Here is a 25,202-nt window from a genome sequence, read left to right as displayed (position 1 = left end):
CGGCGGGACGGCCCCGCGGGGTCGGCGGCGGGCCCTTCAGGGCGCCCCTATTGGTCTGGACCACTGAGAGTTATCCACAGGCCTGGCCGTCACTTTGCCGACCGCGTACGGTTCGAGCCATGAAGATCCTGATCAGTGCCGACATGGAGGGCGCGACGGGCGTGACCTGGCCCGCCGACGTCCTTCCCGGTACGCCGCAGTGGGAGCGCTGCCGCGCCATGTTCACCTCGGACGTGAACGCGGCGGTGCTCGGCTTCTTCGACGGCGGCGCGGACGAAGTGCTCATCAACGAGGCGCACTGGACCATGCGCAATCTGCTCCTCGAACAGCTCGACGAGCGCGCCCAGATGCTCACCGGCAGACACAAGTCCCTGTCCATGGTCGAGGGTGTCCAGCACGAGGACGTGGACGGCATCGCCTTCGTCGGCTATCACACCGGCGCCGGCATGGAGGGCGTGCTCGCCCACACCTATCTCGCCAACTCGATCACCGGGGTCTGGGTCGACGGAGTGCGCGCCAGCGAGGGCCTGCTCAACTCCCACGTGGTCGCCGAGTACGGCGTCCCGGTCGTCCTCTTCACCGGCGACGACCTCGCCTGCGAGGACGCCCTCGGGTACGCCCCGGGCGCGCTCAAGGTCGCGGTCAAGGACCATGTCTCCCGGTACGCCGCGGTCTGCCGGACCCCCACCCGCACCGCCGTCGACATCCGCGCCGCCGCGAAGGAGGCCGCCGCCCTCGCGGTGCGCCACGAGCCGGTGCGCGGCGGACCGTTCACGGTGGAGCTGGAGTTCGACGCCGAGCACCTGTCGATGGCGGCCACCGTGGTCCCCGGCGTCGTGCGGTCGGGGGAGCGCAAGGTCGCCTACACCAGCGACACCATGTACGAGGGCATTCGCACCTTCAAGGCGGTGACCACGGTCGTCTCGGCCGCGGTGGAGGAACAGTATGGCTGAGCAGTCCGACGCGACGGCACTGGACGAAGTGGTCCGCTTCACCAGCGACCTCATCCGCATCGACACCACCAACCGCGGCGGCGGCGACTGCCGGGAGCGGCCCGCCGCCGAGTACGCGGCCGCCCGCCTCGCCGAGGCCGGTCTGGAACCGGTGCTCCTGGAGCGCACCCCCGGCCGGACCAATGTCGTGGCCCGAATCGAGGGCAGCGACCCCTCGGCCGAGGCGCTGCTCGTCCACGGCCACCTCGACGTGGTGCCCGCGGAGGCCGCGGACTGGACGGTGCACCCCTTCTCCGGGGAGATCCGGGACGGTGTGGTCTGGGGCCGGGGCGCCGTCGACATGAAGAACATGGACGCGATGATCCTGGCGGCCGTACGCCAGTGGGCCCGCACCGGCGAGCGCCCGCGCCGCGACCTGGTGATCGCCTTCACCGCCGACGAGGAGGCCAGCGCCGAGGACGGCTCCGGCTTCCTGGCCGACCAGCACCCCGAGCTCTTCGAGGGCTGCACCGAGGGCGTCAGCGAATCGGGCGCCTTCACCTTCCACGACGGACTCGGCAACCAGCTCTACCCGATCGGCGCGGGGGAGCGCGGCACCGGCTGGCTGAAGCTGACCGCCCGCGGCCGCGCCGGACACGGCTCCAAGGTCAACCACGAGAACGCGCTGATGCGGCTCTCCGAGGCAGTGGTGCGCATCGGCGGACACCGCTGGCCGCTGCGGCTCACCCCGACCGTGAAGGCCGCGCTCAGCGAACTGGCCGCGGTGTACGGCATCGAGGGCGCCGATCCCGCGGCGATGGACGCGGCCTCCTTCGACGCCGACGCCCTGGTCGACCGGCTGGGATCGGCCCGCTCCCTGGTGGAGCCGGTGCTGCGCAACAGCACCAACCCGACCATGCTCGACGCCGGTTACAAGGTCAATGTGATCCCGGGGGAGGCGACCGCCTTCATCGACGGGCGCTTCCTGGCCGGCGCCGAGGAGGAGTTCCGCAGCACCCTGGACGAGCTGACCGGCCCGTACGTGGACTGGGAGTTCCACCACCACGAGGTCGCGCTCCAGGCGCCGGTGGACTCGCCGACGTTCAAGCAGATGCGCGCGGCGGTCGAGGCCTTCGCCCCCGAGGGGCGCGTCGTGCCGTACTGCATGTCGGGGGGCACCGACGCCAAGCAGTTCTCGCGGCTCGGCATCACCGGCTACGGCTTCGCCCCGCTGAAGCTGCCCGAGCAGTTCGACTACCAGGCCCTGTTCCACGGCGTCGACGAACGGGTACCGGTGGAGGCACTGCACTTCGGCGTCCGCGTGCTCGACCGCTTCCTGCGGACGGCCTGACATGGGGGAGAAGATGACAAGCCTGCCGTACGGATCCTGGCCCTCGCCGATCGACGCGGCGCTGGCCGCCGCGCACGACGGGCACGCGGAGTACCTCGGCGCCGTCGGCACCGAGACCTGGTGGACCGAACCCCGCCCCGCCGAGGCCGGCCGCCGCGCCCTGGTGCGCCAACGCGAGGACGGCGTCCAGGAGTCGGTGCTGCCCGCCCCGTGGAACGTCCGCAGCCGCGTCATCGAGTACGGCGGCACACCCTGGACGGCCCTCGCCCGCGAGGAAGGCCCCCTTGTGGTCTTCGTCCACTTCCCCGACCAGCGCCTCTACGCCTACGAACCCGAGGTGCCCGGCAGCCAACCGCGCCCGCTCACCCCGCTCTCCCCGGTGGGCGGCGGACTGCGCTGGGTGGAGCCGAGCCTGCGCCCCGAGCGCGGCGAAGTCTGGTGCGTACTGGAGGAGTTCACCGGCGAGGGCCCGAGCGAGCTGCGCCGGGTGCTCGCCGCGGTGCCCCTGGACGGCACCGCCGCCGAGGACCGCGGCGCGGTGCGCGAACTCAGCGACGACACCCACCGCTTCGTCACCGGACCCCGGCTCTCCCCGGACGGCCGCCATGCCGCCTGGCTGGCCTGGGACCACCCCCGGATGCCCTGGGACGGCACCGAGATCAAGCTCGCCGAGGTGCACGCCGACGGCAGTTTCGGCGCACCGGTCTCCTTCGCGGGCGGGCCCGAGGAGTCCATCGCCCAGGTCGAGTGGCTCGCCGACGGGCAGGTGCTCTTCGCCAGCGACCGCACCGGCTGGTGGAACCTCTACCGCGCCCCGCTCGAAGGGCCGGTCCAGGCGCTGTGCCCCCGCGAGGAGGAGTTCGGCGGCGCCCTCTGGAAGATCGGGCACCGCTGGTTCGCCCCCCTGGACAACGGCCTGATCGCCGTCGTGCACGGCCGCGGCAGCACCGCCCTCGGCGTCCTCGACCCGGAGAGCGGCGAGTTGGTGGACGCCGCCGGTCCCTGGAGCGAGTGGGCGCCCACCCTCGCCGTGCACGGCAGCCGGGCGGTCGGCGTCGCGGCCAGCCCGCGCAGCGGGTACGAGGTGGTGGAGCTCGACGCCATCACCGGCCGCGCCCGGGTCGTCGGCGCCCCCCACACCGACCCGGTGGACCCCGCGTACTACCCGGCCCCGGAACACCGCACCTTCCGGGGCCCCGGCGGGCGCGAGATCCACGCGCAGGTCTATCCGCCGCACAGCCCCGACCACACGGCGCCGGAGGGCGAGCTGCCGCCCTACGCGATCTGGGCGCACGGCGGGCCGACCGGCCGGGCACCGCTCGTACTCGACCTGGAGATCGCCTACTTCACCTCGCGCGGCATCGGCGTGGTCGAGGTCAACTACGGCGGCTCGACCGGCCACGGCCGCGAGTACCGCAATCGGCTGCGCGAGCAGTGGGGCGTGGTGGACGTGGAGGACTGCGCGGCGGTGGCCCGGGAGCTGGCCGCCGAGGGCAGTGCCGACCCGGACCGCCTGGCCGTCCGGGGCGGCAGCGCGGGCGGCTGGACCAGCGCGGCCTCCCTCGCCGCGACCGAGGTCTACGCCTGCGGCACGGTCATCTACCCCATCCTCGACCTCACCGGCTGGGGCACGGGGGAGACCCACGACTTCGAGTCGCAGTATCTGGAGTCCCTGGTGGGGCCGCTCGCCGAGGTGCCCGAGCGGTACGCGGAGCGCTCGCCCTCGGAGCACGCCGAGAGCGTCACCGCCCCCTTCCTGCTGCTCCAGGGGCTCGACGACGTCATCTGCCCGCCCGTCCAGTGCGAGCGCTTCCTCGCCAAGATGAAGGGCCGGGGCGTGCCGCACGCCTACCTCACCTTCGAAGGAGAGGGGCACGGTTTCCGCCGCGCCGACACCATGGTCCGCGCCCTGGAAGCGGAACTCTCCCTCTACGCCCAGACCTTCGGCCTCACCGGCACGGGGGTTCCGCTCCTGGAGCTCAGCCGGTGACCAGCACCACCGCGGGAGAGGGCGCGCGTACGGCAGTGGACCCGGCGAGGGGCGCGGCACTGCCGGGCGCGCCCCGGCCGGGGGCCGAGCCGGTGCCCGCGCTCCGCCGGCCCCGTCGGCTCGCCCCGGGCGCCCGGGTGGCGGTCGTGGCGCCCAGCGGGCCGGTGCCGGGCGAGCGCCTGGAGGAGGGCCTGCGGATCCTGCGCGAGTGGGGGCTCGACCCCGTGGCCGGGCCCCATGTCCTCGACCGCCACCGGGAGTTCGGCTATCTCGCGGGCAGCGACGCCGACCGCGCGGCGGACCTCCAGTCAGCCTGGTGCGATCCCCGGGTGGACGCGGTGTTCTGCGCCCGGGGCGGCTACGGCGTCCAGCGGATGGTCGACCTGCTCGACTGGGAGGCGATGCGCGCCGCGGGACCGAAGGTCTTCCTCGGCTTCAGCGACATCACCGCACTCCACGAGGCCTTCGCCCGGCGGCTGGGACTCGCCACTCTGCACGGGCCGATGACCGCGGGCATCGACTTCCTCCGCAACGCCGAAGCGCGGGAGCACCTGCGGGCCACGCTCTTCGAGCCGGAGACGGTACGGACCCTCGGCCGCGGCCGGACACTGGTACCGGGCCGGGCGCGCGGCGTCACCCTGGGCGGCTGCCTGTCCCTGCTCGCCGCCGGTCTCGGCACGCCGGACGGCCGGTCCTCGGCGCGCGGCGGGCTGCTGCTCCTGGAGGACGTCGGCGAGGAGGCGTACCGGCTCGACCGCTACCTCACCCAACTCCTGCGCGCGGGCTGGCTGGAGGGCCTCGGCGGACTCGCGCTGGGCTCCTGGGAGGACTGCGGACCGGCCGCCGAGCTGCGCCCGCTCTTCCTGGACCGGTTCGGCTCCCTCGGCGTCCCGGTGGTGGAGGAACTCGGATTCGGCCACTGCGCGGGGGCGTTGACCGTCCCCTTCGGCATCCCGGCCGTACTCGACGCGGACGCCGGGACCTTGGCCCTTGAGGAGCCTGCTCTGGCCTGAGGCGGGGCGGGGGACGGGGGTCGCCGCTCCCGGGGCGGCCGTCGTCCCCTCAGGGCCTCGTGCGGCCTTCGTACCTGTGGCTGCCTGAGGCTGTCGTGCGTGGTCCGGTCTTTGCTGAGCTGAGCTGAGCTGAGCTGAGCTGGGCCGGGCCGAGACGAGCCGAGGCCGGGCCGGGGGAGTGGCCTGAGCGCGCCGGGCGGCGCCGGTTGCCGCATCCGCCACCACACCCGAGCACCAGCCACCGCACTCGCACCCGCACCCACGGCACCACACCCGCGCCCCGATCCCGGCGCCGATGCGACACCTGGCGCCACACAACGCCAAGTTGAGCCCCCCGGCATGCGCACCCCCGCACCCGCACCCCCGCACCCACGGCGCGCGCCGGAGCGTGCGCCCTTTTCACCACTCTCCGCTGCCCCTCTGCACCGGTTCACCGCACGCCCGTTGACCCTTTTCCGTATATCTCCCAGCATGAGCGACGACCGGTACCAACCGGTCGGTAGGCGACCTCAGCGTGGAGGATTCCGTGTACCGAGCACCCCTCAAGTCCCGGCCCTTATCCCTGCTGTCTCCGCTGTCTCGGCTGTCTCTGCTGTCCCGGCGTTCGACCCGGCGTCCACGGCGGGCCCTGGCCCTGGCCGCCATCGCCGCACTGGCCGCGCCGCTGGCGTTCACCGCCCCCGACCGGGCAGCCGCCACCGAGCCGTACACGATCACTCCGGTGCGGGTCACCGTGGACACGGGGGCCGCGGACTGCCGCGTCGACGCCGACCTCTACCGGCCCGCCGGGGTGAGCCGGGAGCACCCGGCACCGGCCGTGCTGATCACCAACGGCTTCGGCGGGAGCAAGAACGACGGCTCCACCGACGACACCGCCCGGGCCTTCGCCTCCCGGGGCTATGTCACCCTCGTCTACTCCGGGCTCGGCTTCGGCAGATCGGGCTGCACGATCTCGCTGGACGATCCGCGCATCGACGGCCGGGCGGCCTCCGGGCTGGTCGACTTCCTCGCCGGTGAGCGGCCCGCCGAGGACGGCACCCGGCCCGACTTCGTCACCCTCGACCGGCGCGGGGACCCCCGGGTCGGCATGATCGGCGGCTCCTACGGCGGAGCCGTCCAACTGGCCACCGCCTCCCGCGACCACCGGCTGGACGCCCTGGTGCCGATGATCACCTGGAGCGACCTCGGGCAGTCGATGCTCCCGAACGGCAGCGGCGCCGAGGACGTCCCCGGGGTCTACAAATGGCAGTGGACCAACGGCTTCTACCTGATCGGCGAGGGCCAGCCGATCACCGTGCCGAACGCCGACCCCTCCCGCATCAACTCGCTTGCCTGCCTGCACTTCGTCTCCGAGGCCTGCAACATCTTCAAGACCCTCAACTCGGGGGTGCTGCGCGAGAAGCCGATGCGCGAGCTGCTCGGGTACGCGCGCGGTATCTCGGCCGCCGGGTACGCCCAGGGCATCAAGGCGCCGACCCTGCTGATCCAGGGTCAGGCCGACAGCCTCTTCACGCTGAACGAGGCGGAGTCCACGTACCGGATGCTGCGTTCGCAGGGGGTCAGCACGCGGATGATCTGGCAGTCGGCGGGCCACAGCGGGGGCGTCAGCGATCCGGCGAGGGGCGAGCTGAACATGGACGCCGGGAATCTGGAGACCTCCTATGTGGGCAAGCGGATCCTCGCCTGGTTCGACCGCTATCTGCGGCACCGGGACGTCGGCACCGGACCCGCCTTCGCCTACTACCGCGACTGGATCGAGGACCCCGCCCGCACCTACGCCACCGGCCCGGCGGTGCCCGCACCGAGCGAACGGCTCTATCTGTCCGGGGACGGCAAGCTGGTCGGCGAGCGGCGGCAGGTGCGGTCCGGCAGCAGGACGTACGCCAATCTGCCGGTGCCCACCAGCCATTCGGGCAGCCCGCTCCTGCACACCCTGGGCCTGCCGGATCCGGCGCCCTACGACCTGAAGGGCACCCACCTCGCCTGGACCTCGGCCCCGCTGCCGGAGCCGACCGAGGTGGTGGGCGCGGCCCGGGCGCACCTGAGGGTGCACTCGCCGCGGACCGAGCGGGTGCAGCACTCCGGTGACGCCGCCGACAAGCTGGTCCTCTTCGCGAAGCTGTACGACCTCGCCCCGGACGGCAGCAAGACGCTGGTGCACCGGCTCGTCGCCCCGGTCCGGGTCCCCGATGTGCGGCGCGACTTCAGCGTGGAGCTGCCGGGCATCGTCCACCGCTACGAGCCGGGCCACCGGCTGCAGTTCGTGGTGGCGGCCAGCGACGACGCGCACTTCGGCAACCGCGGCATCAAACCGGTCACCGTCACCAGCGCGCCCGGCAGCACCGGCACCCTCGACCTGCCGGTGGTCGGCGGCTCCGGCTGACCGCGCGGGGGCCCCGGCCGGTCCGGACACCCCGGGCAGCCGGGCGGGGCCCACCCGGTGCGGCCGCCTCCCGTACCGTTGCCCCGTGCCCGACGACCCTCACCTCGCCCGCGGTCCCCGCGTGGGCATCCGCCCGTTCGCCGCCGCCGACTCGGCGGAGTTCACCGCGCACGCCCGCGCGAGCGTGTCCCTGCACCACCCGTGGCTGTTCCCGCCCCGGACCGAGCAGGAGTTCGCCGTGTACGAGGGGAGGCTGCGCGAGGATCCGGCCAAGCGCGGCTTCCTGGTGTGCACCGCCGAGGACGGGGGGATCGCCGGGTTCGTCACCGTCAACAACATCGTCGGCGGCGCCTTCCAGTGCGGCGCCCTCGGCTACGGCGCCTTCGCGCACGCGGCGGGCCGCGGCCTGATGACCGAGGGGCTCGGACTCGTGGTGCGGTACGCCTTCGGGCCGCTGGGGCTGCACCGCCTTGAGATCAACGTCCAGCCGGAGAACACGCCCTCCCTCGCCCTGGCCCGGCGCGCAGGGTTCCGCAAGGAGGGCTACTCGCCGGACTTCCTCTTCGTCGACGGCGCCTGGCGCGACCACGAACGCTGGGCCCTGACCGCCGAGATGCTCCGCGCCCGGGAGGCCGCCGGGCCCGGCGAGGGCGGCCGGGCCTGACCCTCCGGGGCCGGGCGGCGCGCTTTGCGCAATCCTGTCCCGTGCGCCCCTGGTCACCGCGGCGATCACCGTGTTCCATGGTCATCGGGGCGGGGCCGCATGCCGTGCCCTCGTGAGGGGAGGCCGCATGCCGAGCACCGCGACGACGATCCGCCGCGAGCAACTGACCCTGCCCGCAGCCGAAATGGGCCCCGACAACCCGCTGCCGCCGCTCTGCCCGCTGGACGAGGTCCACGAGGTCGACAGCCGCACCCTCCAGGGTCTGCCGCGCGCGATGGCACGCCAGATCGGCTACGAGCCGCTGCACAGCATCCTGCCCGCCCGCCTCCGGGACGGCTACGGGCGCGAGCGGAGCGAACGCGCCCTCGACGCGCTCGTCCTGGAGAACGACCACCTCAGGGTGACGGTGCTGCCGGGGCTCGGCGGCCGGATCCACTCGCTCTTCCACAAGGCCACCGGCCGCGAACTCCTCTACCGCAACCCGGTGTTGCAGCCCGCCTCCTTCGCCCTCAACGGCGCCTGGTTCTCCGGCGGCATCGAGTGGAACATCGGCGCCACCGGGCACACCACCCTGTCCTGCGCACCGCTGCACGCCGCGACCGTGCCCGGCCCGGACGGCACCCCGATGCTGCGCCTGTGGGAGTGGGAGCGGCTGCGCGACCTGCCCTTCCAGGTCGACCTGTGGCTCCCCGCCGACTCCGCGTTCCTCTACGCCGGGGTCCGCATCCGCAACCCGCACGAGCGGCCGGTGCCCACGTACTGGTGGACCAATATCGCCGTACCCGAGGAGCAGCGCGTCCTCGCGCCCGCCGAGGAGGCCTGGCACTACGGCTACGAGCGGACCCTGCGGCGCGTCCCGGTCCCCGTCTCGGACGGCGTCGATCGCACCTACCCGCAGCGCAGCACACACGCCGCCGACTACTTCTACGAGGTGCCCGCGGACCGGCGCCCCTGGATCGCCTCCCTGGACGAGCGGGGCCAGGGCCTGGTGCAGACCTCCACCGGGGTGCTCCGCGGGCGCAAGGCCTTCGTCTGGGGCAGCGGCCCCGGCGGCCGGCGCTGGCAGGAGTGGCTGACCGAGCCCGGCACCGGCGGCTACGCCGAGATCCAGGCGGGGCTCGCCCGCACCCAGCTCGAACACGTCCGCCTGGAGGCCGAGTCGGAGATCGGCTGGCTGGAGGCGTACGGCCCGCTCACCACCGACCCCGGCCGGGTGCACGGCGGCGACTGGGCGGCGGCCCGCGCCGAGGCCGAGGACCGCCTCGCCCAGGCACTGCCGAGCGGCACCGTCGACGCCGCCTACGCGGACTGGCTGCCGTACGCGGATCACGAACCGGTCGAGACGCTGGCCACCGGCTCCGGCTGGGGCGCCCTCGAAGTGCTGCGCGCGGGGCACAAGCTGCCCGGCACCCCCTTCGAGGAGAGCACCCTCGGCCCGGACCAGGAACCCTGGCGGGCCCTCCTGGACACCGGCAGCTTCCCCGCGCCCCGCAGGGTGGCGCCGCCCGGCCCCTCCCTGGTGGCCACCCACTGGCGCGACATGCTGGAGACCGCGCCCGCCGAGCCGCTCACCGAGTACCACCTGGGCGTGGCGCAGTGGCACGCGGGGGACCTGGCGCAGGCCGTCCGCAGCTGGGAGCGCGCCCTGCCGCTCGCGCCCTCGCTCTGGCCGCTGCTCCGGTGCCTGGCCGTCGCCGACCGGCTCGGCGGCAACCGGGAACGCGCTGCCCAGCGCTACGCGGAGTCCTTCGAGGACCTGGTGGGCGAGCGCCGGGACGCGGGCGAGACCTGGCGCGCGGTGACCGCGGCCCTCGGACGCGAGGCCATCGAGGCCCAGTTGGCGATCGGGGACACCGGGGCCGCACGCCGCGTCTGGGCCGGGCTGCACCCCTCGACGCGCGCCCGCGGCCGGTTCCGGTACCTGGAGGCCACCCTGCTGCTCGCCGAGGGCAGGTGCGAGGAGGCGAGGGCCGTGCTCGCGGAGGACTTCGAGGTCGCCGATCTGCGGGAGGGCGAGGAGTCGCTGGGCACCCTGTGGGAGAAGCTGGGCGAGGGGCGTCCGCTGCCGGGGCACTACGACTTCAGGATGCGCCCGACGGGGAACTGACCGCGCGGTTGGCCGGATCGCAGCGGTCGGGCGGTCCGGCAGGCGGTCTCCTCGCGGGGCGGTCCGGCGGGGAGAGCCGGTCCGGCGGGGGCCGACTCACCGCGCGGTCCGCGGCAGGCCTCCGGCACCGCCGCACCACGGGCCGCCGCATCACCCGCCGCTACATCACCGCGCGGCGGTCCGCGTACTCGAAGACGGCCCCGTCGGGGTGGAGCGCGATGAGGTTGCGGCCCACCGGGGTGGGCAGCGGACCGGCGATCACGCGGGCGCCCGAGGCGCTGAGCACCTCCTGGGCCTCCTCCACGTCCTCCACGGCGATGGTGGCGGTGACCTTGCGCAGCACCTCCAGCTCCTGCTCGGGTCCGCTCATCAGCAGGAAGCAGCCGATCGCGGCGACGGACACACCGCCCCGCTCGAACCGCATCGCCTTCGTGCCCGCGAGCCGCTCGTAGAACTGGACCGAGGCCTCCAGGTCCTCGACGCAGATACGCAGGGTCGCTCCCAGGATGTCCATAGGGCGGAGCCTAGTTGGAGCTGCCCGGGAAGGAGATCGTTTCGGCCGCATCGATCCGCGGCTTCGACACCCGGCCTCGACACTCGGCTTCGATCCGCGGCATCGACACCGGCAACGACACCTGGCATCGATCCGCCGCTCCGATCCGCGTATCGCTCCGGTCTGCCGCTCGGCCCGCCGGAACCACGCCACGCTCCCGAAGCCGCTGCCGCCTCCGCAACGGTGCCCGCCTCAGGCCCGGCAGAGCACCTCGCCGTGCAGCACCGCGAACCAGCCGTCCGGCGAGGCACCCCACGCGCGCCAGCCCTCGGCGATCTCCCGGAGCCTCCCGGGGTCGGCGTGGCCGCCCTCCACCGCCTGCTGTCCGTAAGGGGAGTTGAGCGTCCGGTCCGCCCACAGTCCGCTCCACCAGGCGCGCTCCTCGGCGGTGGCGAAGCACCAACTCCCGGTCGTCGCCGTGATGTCGGTGAAACCGGCCGCCCGCGCCCAGGACTTGAGGCGGCGGCCCGCGTCGGGCTCGCCCCCGTTGGCGCGGGCGATCCGCCGGTAGAGCGCCAACCAGTCGTCCAGGGCGGGGACTTGGGGGTACCAGGTCATCGCCGCGTAGTCCGAGTCGCGGGCCGCGACCAGGCCGCCGGGCCTGCACACCCGCCGCATCTCGCTCAGCACCCGCACCGGATCGCCCACGTGCTGGAGCACCTGGTGGGCGTGGACGACGTCGAAGGACCCGTCGGGGTAGGGGAGTTCGTGGACGTCCCCCACCTCGAAGCCCAGATTGCGCAGCCCGCGTCCGGCGGCGTGCTCCCGGGCCTGCTCCAGGATCCCCGGGGCGCGGTCGAGACCGGTGACCCGGCCCTCGGGGACCAGCGCCGCCAGGTCCGCGGTGATCGTGCCCGGCCCGCAGCCGATGTCGAGCACCGTGTCCCCGGGGCCGAGCGAACCGAGCAGATAGGCCGCCGAGTTGGCGGCGGTGCGCCAGGTGTGCGAGCGCAGTACGGATTCGTGGTGCCCGTGCGTGTAGACGGCGCTCTCCCGCGGCATGCCTGTTCTCCTCTTCGTGACCGGTGCTGCTCCTGGGCCACGGTACGCCGACAACCGCATGGTGAGACCGTCCGTCTCACCATGCGGAAGTGGGCGCGGAGCGGGCGCGGCTCAGAGCGCCGAGGGGCGGTACACGGTGAGCGCCTCGTGGCGCTTGTCCACCACCAGTTCGCCGCCCGAGGTGGTGGTGATCTCGCCGTCGAAGGCCAGCGGCGTACCGGGAGCCAGGCCCTCCACCACGAGACGGGTGCTGCGCACCGCCGCGTGGAAGGGCGAGCGGGTCAGCGGGCCCGCGAGGGCGGCCCCGAGCAGCCGCAGGCTCGGCAGCCGCCCGCCGTGCACGGCGCGGACGTCGAGCAGCCCGTCGGCGAGGTCGATCCGCCGGGCGGCCACCGGGCCCATCCGGGCGTAGGTGCAGTTCCCGGCGAAGAGCAGCCACAGGGCGCGCTGCTTGCCGTCCAGGCGGGCGTCGAGCGGGTGGTCCCGGCGCAGCACGTGCACCGCGCCCACCACATCGGCGAGCCGTCCGCCGACCCGCTTCGACCAGCGCTCGCGCTCCCGTACGAGTTCCGGATAGACCCCGAGGCTGAAGGTGTTGAGGAAGATGCCCTCGGTCCGCCCGGAGCGGAAGCGACCCACGTCCACGGCGACCGCGTCACCGTCGCGCACCGACTGGAACAGGTCCCGCGGATGCTCTATGCCGAGGTCGTAGGCGAAGTGGTTGAGGGTGCCGCCGGGCAGCACCGCGAGCGGGAGGCCGTGCCGCAGGGCCACGGCCGCCGCCGCGTTCACCGAGCCGTCGCCACCGCAGACCCCGAGCGCCTGCGCGCGGCCCGCGGCCTTCTCCAACTCGGTCTCCAGCTCGGCACCTTCGCACTCGACGATCTCGGCGAGCGGCAGCGCGTCGGCGAGGCCCCGTACCGCGTCCGGGGTGCCCGCACCGGAGTTGACCACCATCACCAGACCCTGGCCGCCGGGCAGCGGGGGCGCGTCCACCAGCGGGCGGCCGGGCGGCGGCAGCATGTCGCGGGTGGGCACCAGCCCGCGCACCGCGAAGGCCGCGCCCGCGCCGAGGGCGGCGCCCGCGAGGACATCGCTCGGGAAGTGCACCCCGGTGTAGACGCGGGAGAAGGCGACCGAGGCGGCGATCGGCGCGACCACCGCGCCCCAGCGCTTCGACTCCAGGGCCACCCCGGTCGCGAAGGCGGCCGCCGAGGCGGCGTGCCCGGAGGGGAAGGAGGTGGTCACCGGCTGCCGGTTCAGCTGCCGTACGAGGGGGACCCCGTCGCGTACCGGGCGGGGCCTGCGCACGGCCCGCTTGCCCAGGGTGTTGACCGTGGCGGAGGCGAGCGCGAGCGAGGAGAGCCCGCGCACCGCGGCCCGGCGGGCGCGCGGCGAACCGGTGGCGGCGATCCCGGCCGCCACCCCGAGCCAGAGCGCCGAGTGGTTCGCGGCCCGGCTCAGACCGGGCAGCACCTGCTGGGCGCCCGGCCAGTTGCGGGAGGCCACCGTCTCGAAGGCACGCCGGTCGAGCCCGGTGAGGCGGGGGAATCCGCGCCCGGCGGCGGGCGGCTCGCTCCCGAGGGCGCGCAGCAGTTCGCGGGGGCCGAGGACCCGGGGACGGGCGGTTTCGTAAGGCATTCCCCTCGGTTACCCGCAAAGCGTCAGGGCACCCTGCCGTGCGGCGCATTTCACGTCGATTGCCCCGCGCGGGCCCTCCCACCGGCGCTTCCGCCCCAGGTCACGGCCGTCCCGCCGGGCCGCCCCCGCGCTGGAAGGGACGCGGCGGCCCCGGCTTCGTACAGTGGACTGAGTACGGCCGGACCCGCGCCCCGCGGGTACCGGGCCGCCGGACACGGCACGGGGCGTGCCGGGCGGCGTACGGAGCGAGCGCTCGCGGATGTCGAGGATCCCGAGGAGAGCGAGGAGAAGGACGGAGCCCACCCCGGCCACGACTGAGAAGTGGGGTGCACCATGATCGGAGTCGAACCCGGGCGCCTGGACGACCAGCAGCTCATGAAGGAGCTGGAGACCATCCACCGCACCCGCCACTCCACCCTGCTGCACGGCTCGAACGACGCCCTGCACGCCCACAACGAACGCATGGCGCAGCTGGAGGGCGAGTACCTCCGGCGCCATCCGCGCCGCGTCATCACCAGCGGACGTACCCGTTCGGGCGCACGCGAACGGGAGCCGCAAGGAGAGTGACCATGCCAAGGACCGCCACCCGCAACCCCCTGCTCGAAAGGCATGGGCGGGCGCTGGACCTGTTCACCGACCGGGTCCGCGCGGTACGCCCCGCCCAGTGGCAGGACCCGACCCCCTGCGAGGGCTGGGACGTCCGCGACCTCGTCGGCCACCTCACCTCCGAACAGCTCTGGGTGCCGCCCCTGGTGCGGGACGGTGCCACCGTCGAGTCCGTCGGCGGTGGACTCGACGGCGATGTGCTCGGTTCCGATCCCCTCGCGTCCTGGGAGCGCGCCGCCGAGGGCGCCCGGGAGGCCTTCCGGCAGCCCGGCGCCCTGGACCGGACCGTGCACCTCTCCTACGGCGACACCGAGGCCCGGCACTACTGCGCCGAGATGGTCTGCGACCTGGTGGTGCACGCCTGGGACCTCTCCCGGGCCGTCGGCGCACAGGAGCGCCTGCCGGAGGCTCTGGTGGACTTCGTGGTACGCGAACTGACGCCCCGCGCGGCCGACTTGGCGCGCAGCGGACTCTTCGCCGCCCCGGTCGAACCCCCGCCGGACGCCGATGTGCAGACCAAGCTGCTCTGCCTGCTGGGGCGCAGGCCCTGACCCCGGCCCGTCCGGCGCGGGCGCGCGGACCCGGCGGCCGCCCCGGTCGCGAGCCCCACCGAGCCCGGAGGTACGGATGACCACCGCGGACGGCGCAGCCTCCGGCGGGCAGGTCCGCCACCTGCCCCCGCCGCCCGAGCACGGCTTCGGCGTGCTGGACGAGCTGGCCGAGGTCTTCGTGGGGGCGGCCGGCAGCACCCGGGCCGTCCCGCCCGGCGGGGACCCGGCGCTCCTGGAGGCGGCCGCGGGCTACTGGGAGCGCAGGGGCCTGGCCACCGGCCCCGGGCACCTCGCCGCGGCGCCCGGCGCCGGGACCTTCCTGCTCGCCTTCGACGCCCTGCTCGGCGGTGACGTCCTGCTGCCCCGGCCCTGCCCCGCCCACTGGGCGCCGCAGGTGCGCCTGCTCGGCCGCCCGGTCTTCCCGGTGCCCGCCCCGGCCGACTCCGGGGGCGTGCCCGATCCCTACGCCCTGCTCGAAACCGTCCGCAGACTGCGGGCCGAGGGGCGCGACCCCCGGCTGCTCGTGCTCTGCCCGGCCGACGATCCGACCGCCTGCGTACCGCCGCCCGAGCTGGTGCACGAGACCCTGGAGGCCGCGGCCGGGGAGGGCCTGCACATCGTCAGCGACGAGACCTGGCGGGACACCCTGCACCACCCGGACGAGACCGTCTTCCTCAGCCCGGCGGAGATGCTGCCGGAGCGGGTGACCGTCTTCGCGGACCTCTCCGGCGCCTTCCTGCCGCCGGGCTGGCCCGCCGCGGTCGCCCGCTTCCCGGCGACCGCCGAGGGCGCCGCGCTGCGCGCCCGCACCCTCGACGTACTGACCGCGCTCGGCGCCCGGCTCACCACACCGGTGGCGGCCGCCGCCGCGCACGCCCTCGGCGAGAGCCCGCCGACCACCCGGCGGCTGCTCGACTCCGCGCGCCTGCACGGCGCGGTCGCCGCCGCCGCGCACCGGGCGCTCGGCGGCGCCGGGGTACTCGCCCGCTCACCCCAGTCGGGGCGGCACCTCTACGCGGACCTCGCCTCGCTCAGCGGCGCCCTGGAGCGGCGGGGCGTCGGCGACTCCCAGGAACTGGAGAACGTCCTCGGCGGGCTGCTCGGCATGCCCGCACCCGGCGGCCACCGCTTCGGCGACGATCCGGCGGCCCTGCGCGTACGCCTGTCGACGGGGCCGCTCCTCGGCGCCACCGAGGCCGACCGCGAGCGGGCGCTCGCCGCCCCGGATCCGCTGTCGCTGCCCTCGGTACGGGAGCGCCTGGACGCCTTCACCCGGGTCTTCGCCGCCCTCGCCGCCGACAACGGGGCGGCCGGTGAGCCCCGCCCGCCCGCGTCCTCCCCGGCTCCCCGCGGCTGACGGAGCCCTCACCGCCGGGCAGCGCGCACCCGCCGCCACAGCGAGGGCGCCGCGCTGATCAGCAGGGTCAGCGCCACCGCGGCGACCACGCCCTGCCAGGGCTCGGGGAAGAGCGAGCCGCCGAGGACGCCGATCAGCTGGTACGCCAGCGTCCAGGCGAGGCAGGCGGCGGCGTCGGCCCGCGCGAACTCCCGGGTCGGCATCCGCGAGAGCAGGCAGGCCAGCATCACCGGCAGGCGGCCCGCGGGCACCAGACGGGAGAGCACGAGCACCGTCACACCGTGGCTGCCGAGCTTCTCCTGCGCCTGGTAGAGCTGCTCCTCCGGCGCGCGGGAGCGGATCGCCTCCAGCCAGCGGGAGCCGTTCTTCGAGTGCAGCCCGCGCCGCCCGAGCCAGTACAGCGCCACATCCCCGGCGAAGGCCGCGGCGGAGGACACCAGGAAGACGGCGAGCAGGCCGAGCGGCGACTTGTCGTGGAAGGCGACCACGGCCGCCGAGCTGACCAGCGCCCCGGTCGGCACCACCGGCACCAGCGCGCCGACCAGTACGAGCAGGAAGAGCGAGGGGTATCCGAAGGCCTGGTGCGAGCCCTCGGCGGAGGCGGCGGCGAGGATCACCGGCGCACCTCCGGGCGCACGCTCTCCCCGTGGTCGAGCCGGAGCACCCGGCTGCCCGGCGCCCGCACGGCGGCGAGCCGCGCGAACTCCTGCCCCGGAGCGTGGAATTCGTGCGGCCGTACCGCGTCGAGCCCGATCGGCCAGTACGTGCCGTAGTGCACCGGCACCGCGTGCGCCGCGCCGATTTGGGCCAGCGCCTGCGCCGCCCGCCCGGCGTCCAGGTGCTCGGGCCCGAGCCGGGGCCCCCAGCCGCCCACCGGCAGCAGGGCCACATCGACCTCGCCGACCTCCTCGGCCATCGCGTCGAACAGGCCGGTGTCCCCGGCGAAGTAGGTACGCGTCTGCCCGCTGAGCACATAGCCGAGCGCGGGCGACAGCTGCGGCCCGAGCGGCAGCCTGCGCCCGTCGTGCCGCGCGGGCACGGCCCGCACCCGTACCCCGCCCTCCTCGAACTCCTCGCCCGCCGAGACCTCGGTCAGCCGCAGATGGTCCAGCTTGCGCAGGGCCGGTACGGCGCGGGCGGCGCCGCGCGGGACGACCAGGCGGGCGCCGGGGGAGACCCGGGCCAGCGAGGGCACATGCAGATGGTCGGCGTGCAGATGCGAGACCAGGACCAGATCCGCCCGGTGGGCCTCCGCCGGGGGCACGGCGCCCCGGCGGCGCCGCAGATGGGCGAGGCGCCGGGCGAACAGCGGGTCGGTGAGGATCCGCAGCCCGGAGTCCTCGACCGTACAGGTGGCATGCCCCCACCAGGTGATCTCGGCAGGCACCTGTTTCCTCCCTCGGCCGACTCCCGCGAGCCTAGCCGCCCGGCCCCGGAGGCGGTCGCCCACGTCCCGCCAGGCACCCGGCAGGCGCGATTTCGACGACGCCGCGCGGGGCAGGAGTAGGGTCGGCGGCGCGCGCAGAGAGCGGGCAGGGGCCGGGGAAGACACGGAACGAGGGGGCCCATGGCGGGGAGAGGGACGGGGGCGGCCGCCCCCGCGCGGGGCCGCCCGGGCGCACTGCGGGTGACCGCGATCACCAGCCTGGTGCCCCTGGAGGAACTCGACCGCGAGCCCTTCCTCGTCGACTCCCGCAGCCAGTACGCGCTGTGCGCCGCCTGGGCCGAGCAGCACGGCCACGTCCTCACCCGCCAGCTCCTCGTGCACGGACTGCGCCCCGACCACCGCGCCCTGTGGACCGATGTCGAGGCCGGTCTCGTCGACCTCTTCGTGGCGGCCGGGCCCCGGGTCCTCGCGCGGGCCCTCTCCTCGGTCGAGGAGTTCACCGCCGAGTGCGCCCGCCGCGGCGTCCGGGTCGAGAGCACGGGCCTCGGTGAACCCTCCTACGACGCCGCGATGAAGGCCGATGTGCACCGCAGGCTCTCCATGCCCACCGCCGGTTACGACGGACGCTGAACCCGCCGCCCTCCCTGCCCCCACTGAGGTCACTGCCCTCGGCCGATCGCCGTGCCGGGCAGCCGCGGCCCTGTGACAAGGTGGAGGCCGTACGGACGTGAGGTGGGCGAAACGTGAGCGACGGCAGATGGCGGGCGGCGGGCCGCGCCCTTTGGCGTGTGGTCGCCGTCTGGTCCGTCTCCACCCTCACCATGCTGGCGCTCGCCGGGATCCTGCCCGACTTCCAGCTCCAGTCCGACTCCGGCGACAGCTCCACCCGGATCGCGATGACCGCGGCGCTTGGCGCCGGAGCCTTCGGCCTGCTGTCCGCCCTCGTCTGGCCGCTCCTCGTCCGGGCCCTGCTCCTGGTGCCCGCCCTGGTGCTCGGCCTGCTCGTCTTCTTCCTCAACGGCTCCCTGCTCCTGCTCGCCCTGCGGCTCAACCCCTCCGGCCGGGGCGAGGTGGCCCCCGAGACCGCGGTGGTGGTCGCCGCCGTGATGTCCGCGGTGGCCTCCGCGACCGGCGGTGCGCTGGCCGTGCGGGACGACGACGCCTACCGCCGCCGACTGGCCCGGCGGGCCGACCGCCGCCGCAGACGCGGTGCCGAGGGCGGCGGACCCACCACCCCCGGCACGGTCTTCCTGCAGTTCGACGGCGTCGGCCACGATGTCCTCCTCGACGCCGTCGCCCGGGGCCATCTGCCCACGGTCGCCGACTGGCTGGGACCCGCGGGCGCCGCCGCGGCCACCGGTGAGGCCCCGGCCGGGTCCTCCGCCGAGGGCGCCGCCGGGACCCACCGCCTGAGCAGCTGGCGCACCGACTGGTCCAGCCAGACCGGCGCCAGCCAGCTGGGCATCCTGCACGGCAGCAACCACGACATCCCCGCCTTCCGCTGGTACGAGAAGGACACCGGCGAGGTCATGGTCAGCAACCGGCCCGCCTCCGCCGCCGAACTCCAGCGCCGCGCGGCCGAACGCACCGGCGACCGCGGACTGCTGGCCCAGGACGGCGCCAGCCGCGGCAACCTCTTCAGCGGCGGCGCCGACCAGCTCGCCCTGGTGCTCTCGGTGGCCGCCCGCCGCGGCCGCCGCAACCGCTCCCGCGCCGGGTACTTCGCCTATTTCTCCGATCCGGCGAACGCGGTGCGCACCGCGATGTCCTTCCTGGCCGAAGTCGCCCGCGAGACGGGCCAGTCCGCCCGGGCCCGGCTCTCCGGCCGCCGTCCCCGGGTCGGCCGCGGCGGTCTGTACCCCCTGATCCGGGCCTTCGCGACCGTGGTGGAACGCGATGTGGTGGTCGCCGCGGTCATCGGCGACATGTTCGCCGGGCGCACCGCCGTCTACGCCGACCTGGTCGCCTACGACGAGGTCGCCCACCACTCCGGGCCGCGCAGCCAGGACGCGTACAAGGTCCTGCAACGCCTCGACCGCTCGCTCGCCCTGCTCGCCAAGGTCGCCGAACACGCCCCGCGCCCCTACCGGATCGTGGTCCTCTCCGACCACGGCCAGAGCCCCGGCGAGACCTTCCGCACCCGCTACGGCCTCGGTCTCACCGATCTCGTACGGGCAGGCTGCGGGCTGCCGGTGCCGCGCCGGGCCCGGCGCACGCACAGCGGGGCGGAGGCCAGGGCGACGGTCCGCGCGGCCCTGCACCGCTCGGTCGAGGCGGACGCGGCACAGCACCCGGGGCGGCGCCCGCGCGAGCCGATCGTCCTCGCCTCCGGCAACCTCGGCCTGGTCTCCTTCCCGGACGTGCCGCACCGGATGAGCCAGGAGGAGATCGACCGGCGCCACCCGGCCCTGCTCACCACCCTCGCCAACCACCCCGGCATCGGCTTCGTCCTGGTGCGCAGCGAGACCGACGGCGCGGTGGTGCTCGGGGCCGGCGGCGCCCGGATCCCGCTCGCGCGACTGGACGAGGAGCCGGGCCCGCTGGCCGACTTCGGACCGGGCGCGGCCGAGGCGGTACGCCGCACCGACTCCTTCCCGCACTGCGCCGACATCATGATCAACTCCTGGTACGAGCCCAAGGAGGGCGAGGTCCTCGCCTTCGAGGAGCAGATCGGCTCGCACGGCGGCCTCGGCGGCGACCAGACCCGGGCCTTCCTGCTCTGGCCGCACGAGCTGTCCGACCCGCTGGCGGGGCGGGGCGAACTGGTCGGCGCGGAGCAGGTGCACCGGGTGCTGCGCCGCTGGCTGGGCGAGCCCGCGGGGCCCCGGGTGCCGGTCGGGCCCCGCCGCCGGATCCGCGGGCTGCGCACCCCGCGCGGGACCGGGGCCCCGGAGCGGCCCAACACCCCGCGGGAGCACAGCACCTGAGCCGCCCTCGGCCGCTTCCCGCCGCCCGCCGGTCCTCGCGTCCTGCGTGTACGCGAGGGGCCGGTGTGATCGGATGGGCGGTGGGGAATCCACGTACCGCACATTCTGAGGAAGGAACCACGGTGGCAACCACTCGCTCCGCACACACAGTCTGGGACGGCAGCCTGACCGAGGGTCAGGGGGTCGTGAAGTTCGACTCCTCCGACATCGGTGAGTACGCGGTGACCTGGGCTTCGCGCGCCGAGGAGCCGAACGGCAGGACCAGCCCCGAAGAACTCATCGCGGCCGCCCACTCCAGCTGCTTCTCCATGGCGCTCTCGCACGCGCTCACCCAGGCGGGCACCCCGCCGACCCGGCTCGTCACCTCCGCGGACGTCGACTTCCAGCCGGGTACCGGGATCACCGGCATCCACCTCACCGTCGAGGGCCAGGTCCCGGGTCTGGACGAGGCGGCCTTCACCGCTGCCGCCGAGGACGCCAAGAAGAACTGCCCGGTCAGCCAGGCGCTCGCCGGCACCACCATCGGCCTCACCGCCAAGCTGGCCTGAGGCACCCGGGCCGCGGCCGTCCCCGGGGCGGCCGCGGCCCGGTTCAGTCCCGCCCGCGCAGCTGGGCCAGGGTCTGCGCGTCGGCGGGCAGGAAGGTCTCGACGGCGAGTCCGGCGACGGTCACGTCCATCGGGGTGTTGAAGGTGGCGATCGTCGACAGGAACGACAGCACCCGCCCCTCGTGCTCGATCCGCAGCGGCAGCGCGAAGTGCGCGGCGCCGCCCGTCTCCTCGGTGCCGGGATCGGCCACCGGATAGGCCGCGACCTCCTCGTACAGGGCGCGCAGCGCGGGGGAGCGGTCGAGGGCGATATCCCGCTCCATCTGGGCGAGCAGATGGGCCCGCCACTGGCCGAGATTGCGGATCCGGGGCGCCATCCCCCGCGGGTGCAGCGTCAGGCGCATCGCGTTGAGGGGGCCCGCGAGCAGCTCCTCGGCGACCCCGGCGAGCAGGGTGTCCACGCCCTTGTTGGCGGCCACCACCTCGTAGTGCGCGTCCAGGACCAGGGCCGGATACGGCTCGTAGCCCGCGAGCAGGGCCTCGATCCCGGCGCGTACCGGAGCGAAGGAGGGATCGCTCAGCGGGGTCTCGGTGAACCGGGGCGCGTACCCGGCGGCGAGCAGCAGGGCGTTGCGCTCGCGCAGCGGGACGTCGAGGTGGTGGGCCAGCTTCAGGACCAGCGCCTCGCTGGGCCGGGAGCGGCCGGTCTCGACGAAGCTGAGGTGGCGGGCGGAGGATCCCGCTCGCAGCGCCAGGTCCAGTTGGCTGATCCGCCGCCGCTCGCGCCAGCCGCGCAGCAGCGGACCGATTCCCCTGCCGGAGGAGGGAGTTGGGGTACGGGGCGGGGCCGAGGTCATGGGCCGACGGTAGCCCAGTCAGGGGCGCGCGGCCCGGATCGGCCACCGGGCGGACCTCCTGTGGCAGGCTGCGCAGCGGACCCCGCACCCGTACCCGAAGGAGCCGCGGCCATGGCCGTCGAACCGCTCGCCCAGCAGGACATCGAGAACCGGCTCGCCGAACTCCCCGGCTGGACCCTGGTCGGCGACAGGATCGCGCGCTCCTATGTGATCGGCCCGCACTTCGCGGCGGCGGCGCTGGTCATGCACATCGCCCAGGTCCAGGAGGAACTGGGCCACCACGCCGACCTCACCCTCGGCTACAACAGCGTGGCGGTGGCCGTGAACACCCACAGCGCGGGCGGCGCCATCACCGAACTCGACATCGACCTGGCCCGCCGGGTGGAGACCCTGGCCGCGGCGCACGGCGCGGAGTAGGCCGGACGGGGCGCCCCGGAACGCGGCGGAGCCGCCGCACTCCTGGTGCGGCGGCTCCGCTCTGTTCCGTACGGCGTCTTGCGTGGGGCTGCTCAGGCGGCGTCGAAGGTGGCCGGGTCGGGGCCGAGGCGGCGCTCCTCGTTGAGGGCGCGGATGGCGGCCAGGTCCTCCTCGTCCAGTTCGAAGCCGAAGACGTCGATGTTCTCCTCGATCCGCGCGGGGGTCACGGACTTGGGGATGACGATGTTGCCGAGCTGGATGTGCCAGCGCAGCACGACCTGAGCGGGGGTGCGGCCGTGCTTCTGGGCGATGGCCACGATCGCGGGCACCTCCAGGAGCCCCTTGCCCTGGCCGAGCGGCGACCAGGCCTCGGTGGCGATGCCCTCCTCGCCGTGCAGCTCGCGGGAGGCGATCTGCTGGAGGTGCGGGTGCAGCTCGATCTGGTTGACCGCCGGGATCACGGAGGTCTCGTCGATCAGGTTCCGCAGGTGCTCGGGAAGGAAGTTGGAGACGCCGATGGCGCGGACCCGGCCGTCCTGGAGCAGCTTCTCGAAGGCCTTGTACGACTCGATGTAGGTGCCGCGCGAGACCATCGGCCAGTGGATCAGGTACAGGTCGAGGTAGTCGAGCCCGAGCTTGCGCAGGGACTCGTCGAAGGCGCGCAGCGTCGCGTCGTAGCCCTGGTCGGCGTTCCAGAGCTTGGTGGTGACGAAGAGCTCCTTGCGGGGGACGCCCGAGCGGGCGAGTGCCCTGCCGGTGCCCTCCTCGTTGCCGTAGATCGCGGCGGTGTCGATGCTGCGGTACCCGGCCTCCAGCGCGGTCGCGACGGCCGTGGTGGCCTCGTCGTCCGGCACCTGCCAGACGCCGAAGCCCAGCTGCGGCATCTCGACGCCGTTGTTCAGGATGATCGGGGGGACCTTGCTCACGAGCTCTCGATCCTTAGTTCTCTCGGGGGTGGTACTCCCATGGTCAACGATCGGCACCCGGAGTGCATTCCAGAGGCGGGCGGGCGGCCGGACCCCCGGCTCAACTGCGGTACAGCGCCTCGACCTCGGCGGCGTAGACCCCTTCGATGGCCTTGCGCTTGAGCTTGAGCGAGGGCGTGAGCAGCCCGTGCTCCTCGGAGAACTGGTGCGCCAGGATGCGGAAGGTACGGATCGACTCCGCCTGGGAGACCAGCGTGTTCGCGGCGACCACCGCGCGCCGGACCTCCGTCTCCAGGTCCGGGTCGCGCACCAGCTCGGCCGGGGAGAGCGAGGGCTTCTCGCGCATGGCGAGCCAGTGCTCCACGGCGTCCGAGTCCAGGGTGACCAGGGCGGCGATGTACGGCCGGTCGTTGCCGACGACGATGCACTGCGCCACCAGCGGATGGTCGCGCACCCGCTCCTCCAGCTGGGCGGGGGAGACGCTCTTGCCGCCGGAGGTCACCAGGATCTCCTTCTTGCGGCCGGTGATCGTCAGATAGCCGTCCTCGTCCAGGGAGCCCAGGTCACCGGTGGCGAGCCAGCCCTCGTGCAGGGTCTCGTCGGTGGCCTTGGGGTTGTTCAGATAGCCCTGGAAGACGTTGCCGCCCTTCACCCAGACCTCGCCGTCCTCCGCGATGTGCACCGTGGTGCCGGGGATGGCCTGGCCGACGGTGCCGAAGCGGGTCCGCTCGGGCGGGTTGGCGGTGATGGCGGCGGTGGTCTCGGTCAGCCCGTAGCCCTCGAGGACGCTGACCCCGGCGCCGAAGAAGAACAGGCCCAGCCGGCGGTCCATCGCCGAGCCCCCGGACATCGCGTACCGGACCCGGCCGCCCATCGCCTCGCGGACCTTGGCGTAGACGAGCTTGTCGTAGAGCTGGTGCTGCATGCGCAGGGCCGCCGAGGGGCCCGGGCCCCGGCCGAAGGACTTCGCCTCCAGGGCCTCCGCGTAGCGCACCGCGACATCGACCGCCTTCTCGAAGGGGCCGTCCTTGCCGCTCTTCTCCGCCTTGCGCAGCCCGGCCTGGAAGATCTTCTCGAAGATGTACGGGACCGCGAGGATGAAGGTCGGACGGAAGGCCGTCAGGTCGGGCAGGAGGGCCGTGGCGTTGAGGTTGGGCTGGTGGCCGATCTTGATCCGGCCGCGCACGCAGGCCACTTCGACCATGCGGCCGAAAACATGCGCCAGCGGCAGGAAGAGCAGGGTGGCGGGCTCGTCCCCGCGCCTGCGCCGGAAGACCGAGTCCCAGCGGGCGATCACGGTGTCCGCCTCGAACATCAGGTTGGCGTGCGAGATCAGACAGCCCTTGGGGCGGCCGGTGGTGCCGGAGGTGTAGATGATGGTGGCGACGGAGTCCGGGGTGATCGCCCGGCGGTGGCGGTCCACCACCTCGTCGTCGAGGTGCTCGCCCGCGGCGTTCAGCTCCCCGACCGCGTCCGCGTCGAGCTGCCAGAGCCGCCTGAGCTGCGGCAGCCGGTCGATGACCGAGCCGATCGTCATGGCGTGGTCCTCGTGCTCGACCATCGCCGCCGAGACCCCGGAGTCGTGCAGCATCCACAGGACCTGTTCGGCCGAGGAGGTCGGGTAGACGGGCACCACCTGGGCGCCGACGGTCCACAGCGCGAAGTCGAAGAGCGTCCACTCGTAGCGGGTACGGCTCATGATCGCCACCCGGTCCCCAAAGCGGACCCCCTGCGCGAGCAGCCCCTTGGCGAGCCGCAGCACCTCGTCGCGGAACTGGGCCGCCGTCACATCCCGCCAGCGCCCGTCCGCGCCCTTGCGTCCGAACACCACATGCCGCGCGTCGTCCCGCGCATTGTCGAACACGGCGTCCGCCAGGCCGCCCACGGGCGGCGGCGTCGCCACCGCAGGGTTGGTGAACTCGCGCAATGTTGCTCCTTGTGGCGCTCCGCACAGCGCCGGTGACGGTACCCCACAGCGCGCCCTGGCGGGA

The 25,202-nt window shown here is 74.2% G+C and carries 22 protein-coding genes; 14 read left to right on the top strand and 8 right to left on the bottom strand.

Annotated features, from left to right (window positions below; translation table 11 throughout):
- Positions 1–119: 119 nt before the first annotated feature.
- From MID12_RS01375 to MID12_RS01345, 7 genes are all read left to right on the top strand, one after another.
- On the top strand, positions 120–953 hold the full coding sequence (locus MID12_RS01375; protein WP_263164301.1) for a M55 family metallopeptidase: 834 nt from the start codon (positions 120–122) through the stop codon (positions 951–953).
- Complete coding sequence (locus tag MID12_RS01370) at positions 946–2,283, top strand: M20/M25/M40 family metallo-hydrolase (protein WP_040246191.1); 1,338 nt, start codon at positions 946–948, stop codon at positions 2,281–2,283. The genes MID12_RS01375 and MID12_RS01370 overlap by 8 nt, the downstream gene beginning before the upstream one ends.
- A 13-nt stretch (positions 2,284–2,296) precedes the next feature.
- Positions 2,297–4,273 carry a prolyl oligopeptidase family serine peptidase gene (locus tag MID12_RS01365; RefSeq protein ID WP_411576891.1) on the top strand — a complete coding sequence of 659 codons (1,977 nt, stop codon included), beginning with the start codon at positions 2,297–2,299 and terminating at the stop codon, positions 4,271–4,273.
- Between the two features lie 92 nt (positions 4,274–4,365).
- Positions 4,366–5,286, top strand: a complete 921-nt coding sequence (locus MID12_RS01360) for an LD-carboxypeptidase (protein ID WP_263172791.1) — start codon at positions 4,366–4,368, stop codon at positions 5,284–5,286.
- A 592-nt stretch (positions 5,287–5,878) separates the two neighbouring features.
- Positions 5,879–7,669 carry a CocE/NonD family hydrolase gene (locus MID12_RS01355; protein WP_263172789.1) on the top strand — a complete coding sequence of 597 codons (1,791 nt, stop codon included), beginning with the start codon at positions 5,879–5,881 and terminating at the stop codon, positions 7,667–7,669.
- A gap of 85 nt (positions 7,670–7,754) precedes the next feature.
- Positions 7,755–8,333 carry a GNAT family N-acetyltransferase gene (locus MID12_RS01350; protein ID WP_263164297.1) on the top strand — a complete coding sequence of 193 codons (579 nt, stop codon included), beginning with the start codon at positions 7,755–7,757 and terminating at the stop codon, positions 8,331–8,333.
- A gap of 127 nt (positions 8,334–8,460) precedes the next feature.
- Positions 8,461–10,440, top strand: coding sequence for a DUF5107 domain-containing protein (locus MID12_RS01345; protein ID WP_263164295.1), 1,980 nt, complete (start codon positions 8,461–8,463; stop codon positions 10,438–10,440).
- A 160-nt stretch (positions 10,441–10,600) separates the two neighbouring features.
- On the opposite strand, the gene MID12_RS01340 is transcribed toward MID12_RS01345, so the two are convergent.
- From MID12_RS01340 to MID12_RS01330, 3 genes are all read right to left on the bottom strand, one after another.
- On the bottom strand, positions 10,601–10,954 hold the full coding sequence (locus MID12_RS01340) for a VOC family protein (RefSeq protein WP_040246186.1): 354 nt from the start codon (positions 10,952–10,954) through the stop codon (positions 10,601–10,603).
- A gap of 231 nt (positions 10,955–11,185) precedes the next feature.
- On the bottom strand, positions 11,186–11,995 hold the full coding sequence (locus MID12_RS01335; protein ID WP_263164293.1) for a methyltransferase domain-containing protein: 810 nt from the start codon (positions 11,993–11,995) through the stop codon (positions 11,186–11,188).
- Between the two features lie 111 nt (positions 11,996–12,106).
- Positions 12,107–13,636: a bifunctional phosphatase PAP2/diacylglycerol kinase family protein gene (locus MID12_RS01330; RefSeq protein ID WP_263164291.1), complete on the bottom strand. Its 1,530-nt coding sequence runs from the start codon at positions 13,634–13,636 to the stop codon at positions 12,107–12,109.
- 333 nt (positions 13,637–13,969) lie between these two features.
- On the opposite strand from MID12_RS01330, the gene MID12_RS01325 reads away from it, so the two are divergent.
- The 3 genes from MID12_RS01325 (at position 13,970) to MID12_RS01315 (ending at position 16,150) form a co-directional block, all read left to right on the top strand.
- Positions 13,970–14,203, top strand: a complete 234-nt coding sequence (locus tag MID12_RS01325; protein ID WP_040246184.1) for a DUF6158 family protein — start codon at positions 13,970–13,972, stop codon at positions 14,201–14,203.
- A gap of 2 nt (positions 14,204–14,205) precedes the next feature.
- Positions 14,206–14,793, top strand: coding sequence for a TIGR03086 family metal-binding protein (locus MID12_RS01320; protein ID WP_263164289.1), 588 nt, complete (start codon positions 14,206–14,208; stop codon positions 14,791–14,793).
- A gap of 76 nt (positions 14,794–14,869) precedes the next feature.
- A complete protein-coding gene (locus MID12_RS01315) occupies positions 14,870–16,150 on the top strand; it encodes an aminotransferase class I/II-fold pyridoxal phosphate-dependent enzyme (RefSeq protein WP_263164287.1) in 1,281 nt (426 codons plus the stop codon).
- 8 nt (positions 16,151–16,158) lie between these two features.
- On the opposite strand, the gene MID12_RS01310 is transcribed toward MID12_RS01315, so the two are convergent.
- Positions 16,159–16,767, bottom strand: a complete 609-nt coding sequence (locus MID12_RS01310; RefSeq protein WP_052482021.1) for a DedA family protein — start codon at positions 16,765–16,767, stop codon at positions 16,159–16,161.
- Positions 16,764–17,537, bottom strand: a complete 774-nt coding sequence (locus MID12_RS01305; protein ID WP_040246181.1) for an MBL fold metallo-hydrolase — start codon at positions 17,535–17,537, stop codon at positions 16,764–16,766. Before MID12_RS01305 ends, MID12_RS01310 begins: the two co-directional genes overlap by 4 nt.
- A gap of 180 nt (positions 17,538–17,717) precedes the next feature.
- Here MID12_RS01305 and MID12_RS01300 point away from each other — a divergent pair, with 180 nt between their 5' ends.
- The 3 genes from MID12_RS01300 to MID12_RS01290 all read left to right on the top strand — a co-directional run bounded on the left by MID12_RS01300 (position 17,718) and on the right by MID12_RS01290 (position 21,012).
- Positions 17,718–18,167, top strand: a complete 450-nt coding sequence (locus MID12_RS01300) for a hypothetical protein (protein ID WP_040246179.1) — start codon at positions 17,718–17,720, stop codon at positions 18,165–18,167.
- Positions 18,168–18,280: 113 nt separating this feature from the next.
- Positions 18,281–20,464, top strand: coding sequence for a phage holin family protein (locus MID12_RS01295; RefSeq protein WP_263164284.1), 2,184 nt, complete (start codon positions 18,281–18,283; stop codon positions 20,462–20,464).
- Between the two features lie 122 nt (positions 20,465–20,586).
- Entirely contained in the window at positions 20,587–21,012 is a 426-nt protein-coding gene (locus MID12_RS01290) for an OsmC family peroxiredoxin (RefSeq protein ID WP_040246178.1), read from the top strand.
- A gap of 43 nt (positions 21,013–21,055) precedes the next feature.
- On the opposite strand, the gene MID12_RS01285 is transcribed toward MID12_RS01290, so the two are convergent.
- Positions 21,056–21,868 carry a helix-turn-helix domain-containing protein gene (locus MID12_RS01285; RefSeq protein ID WP_263164282.1) on the bottom strand — a complete coding sequence of 271 codons (813 nt, stop codon included), beginning with the start codon at positions 21,866–21,868 and terminating at the stop codon, positions 21,056–21,058.
- A gap of 111 nt (positions 21,869–21,979) precedes the next feature.
- On the opposite strand from MID12_RS01285, the gene MID12_RS01280 reads away from it, so the two are divergent.
- Positions 21,980–22,285 carry a 4a-hydroxytetrahydrobiopterin dehydratase gene (locus MID12_RS01280; RefSeq protein ID WP_263164280.1) on the top strand — a complete coding sequence of 102 codons (306 nt, stop codon included), beginning with the start codon at positions 21,980–21,982 and terminating at the stop codon, positions 22,283–22,285.
- Positions 22,286–22,377: 92 nt separating this feature from the next.
- Here the strand turns inward: MID12_RS01280 and MID12_RS01275 are convergent, their stop codons facing one another.
- The gene (locus MID12_RS01275; protein ID WP_317633356.1) at positions 22,378–23,211 is read right to left on the bottom strand and encodes an aldo/keto reductase; all 834 of its coding nucleotides are present in this window, start codon (positions 23,209–23,211) and stop codon (positions 22,378–22,380) included.
- Positions 23,212–23,311: 100 nt separating this feature from the next.
- Positions 23,312–25,138 carry an AMP-dependent synthetase/ligase gene (locus MID12_RS01270; RefSeq protein ID WP_263164279.1) on the bottom strand — a complete coding sequence of 609 codons (1,827 nt, stop codon included), beginning with the start codon at positions 25,136–25,138 and terminating at the stop codon, positions 23,312–23,314.
- Between the last annotated feature and the right edge of the window lie 64 nt (positions 25,139–25,202).

Source organism: Streptomyces sp. SCSIO ZS0520 (assembly GCF_025643355.1).
Taxonomy (GTDB): Bacteria; Actinomycetota; Actinomycetes; order Streptomycetales; family Streptomycetaceae; genus Streptomyces; species Streptomyces physcomitrii.
This window is presented reverse-complemented; position numbering and strand designations above follow the sequence as displayed.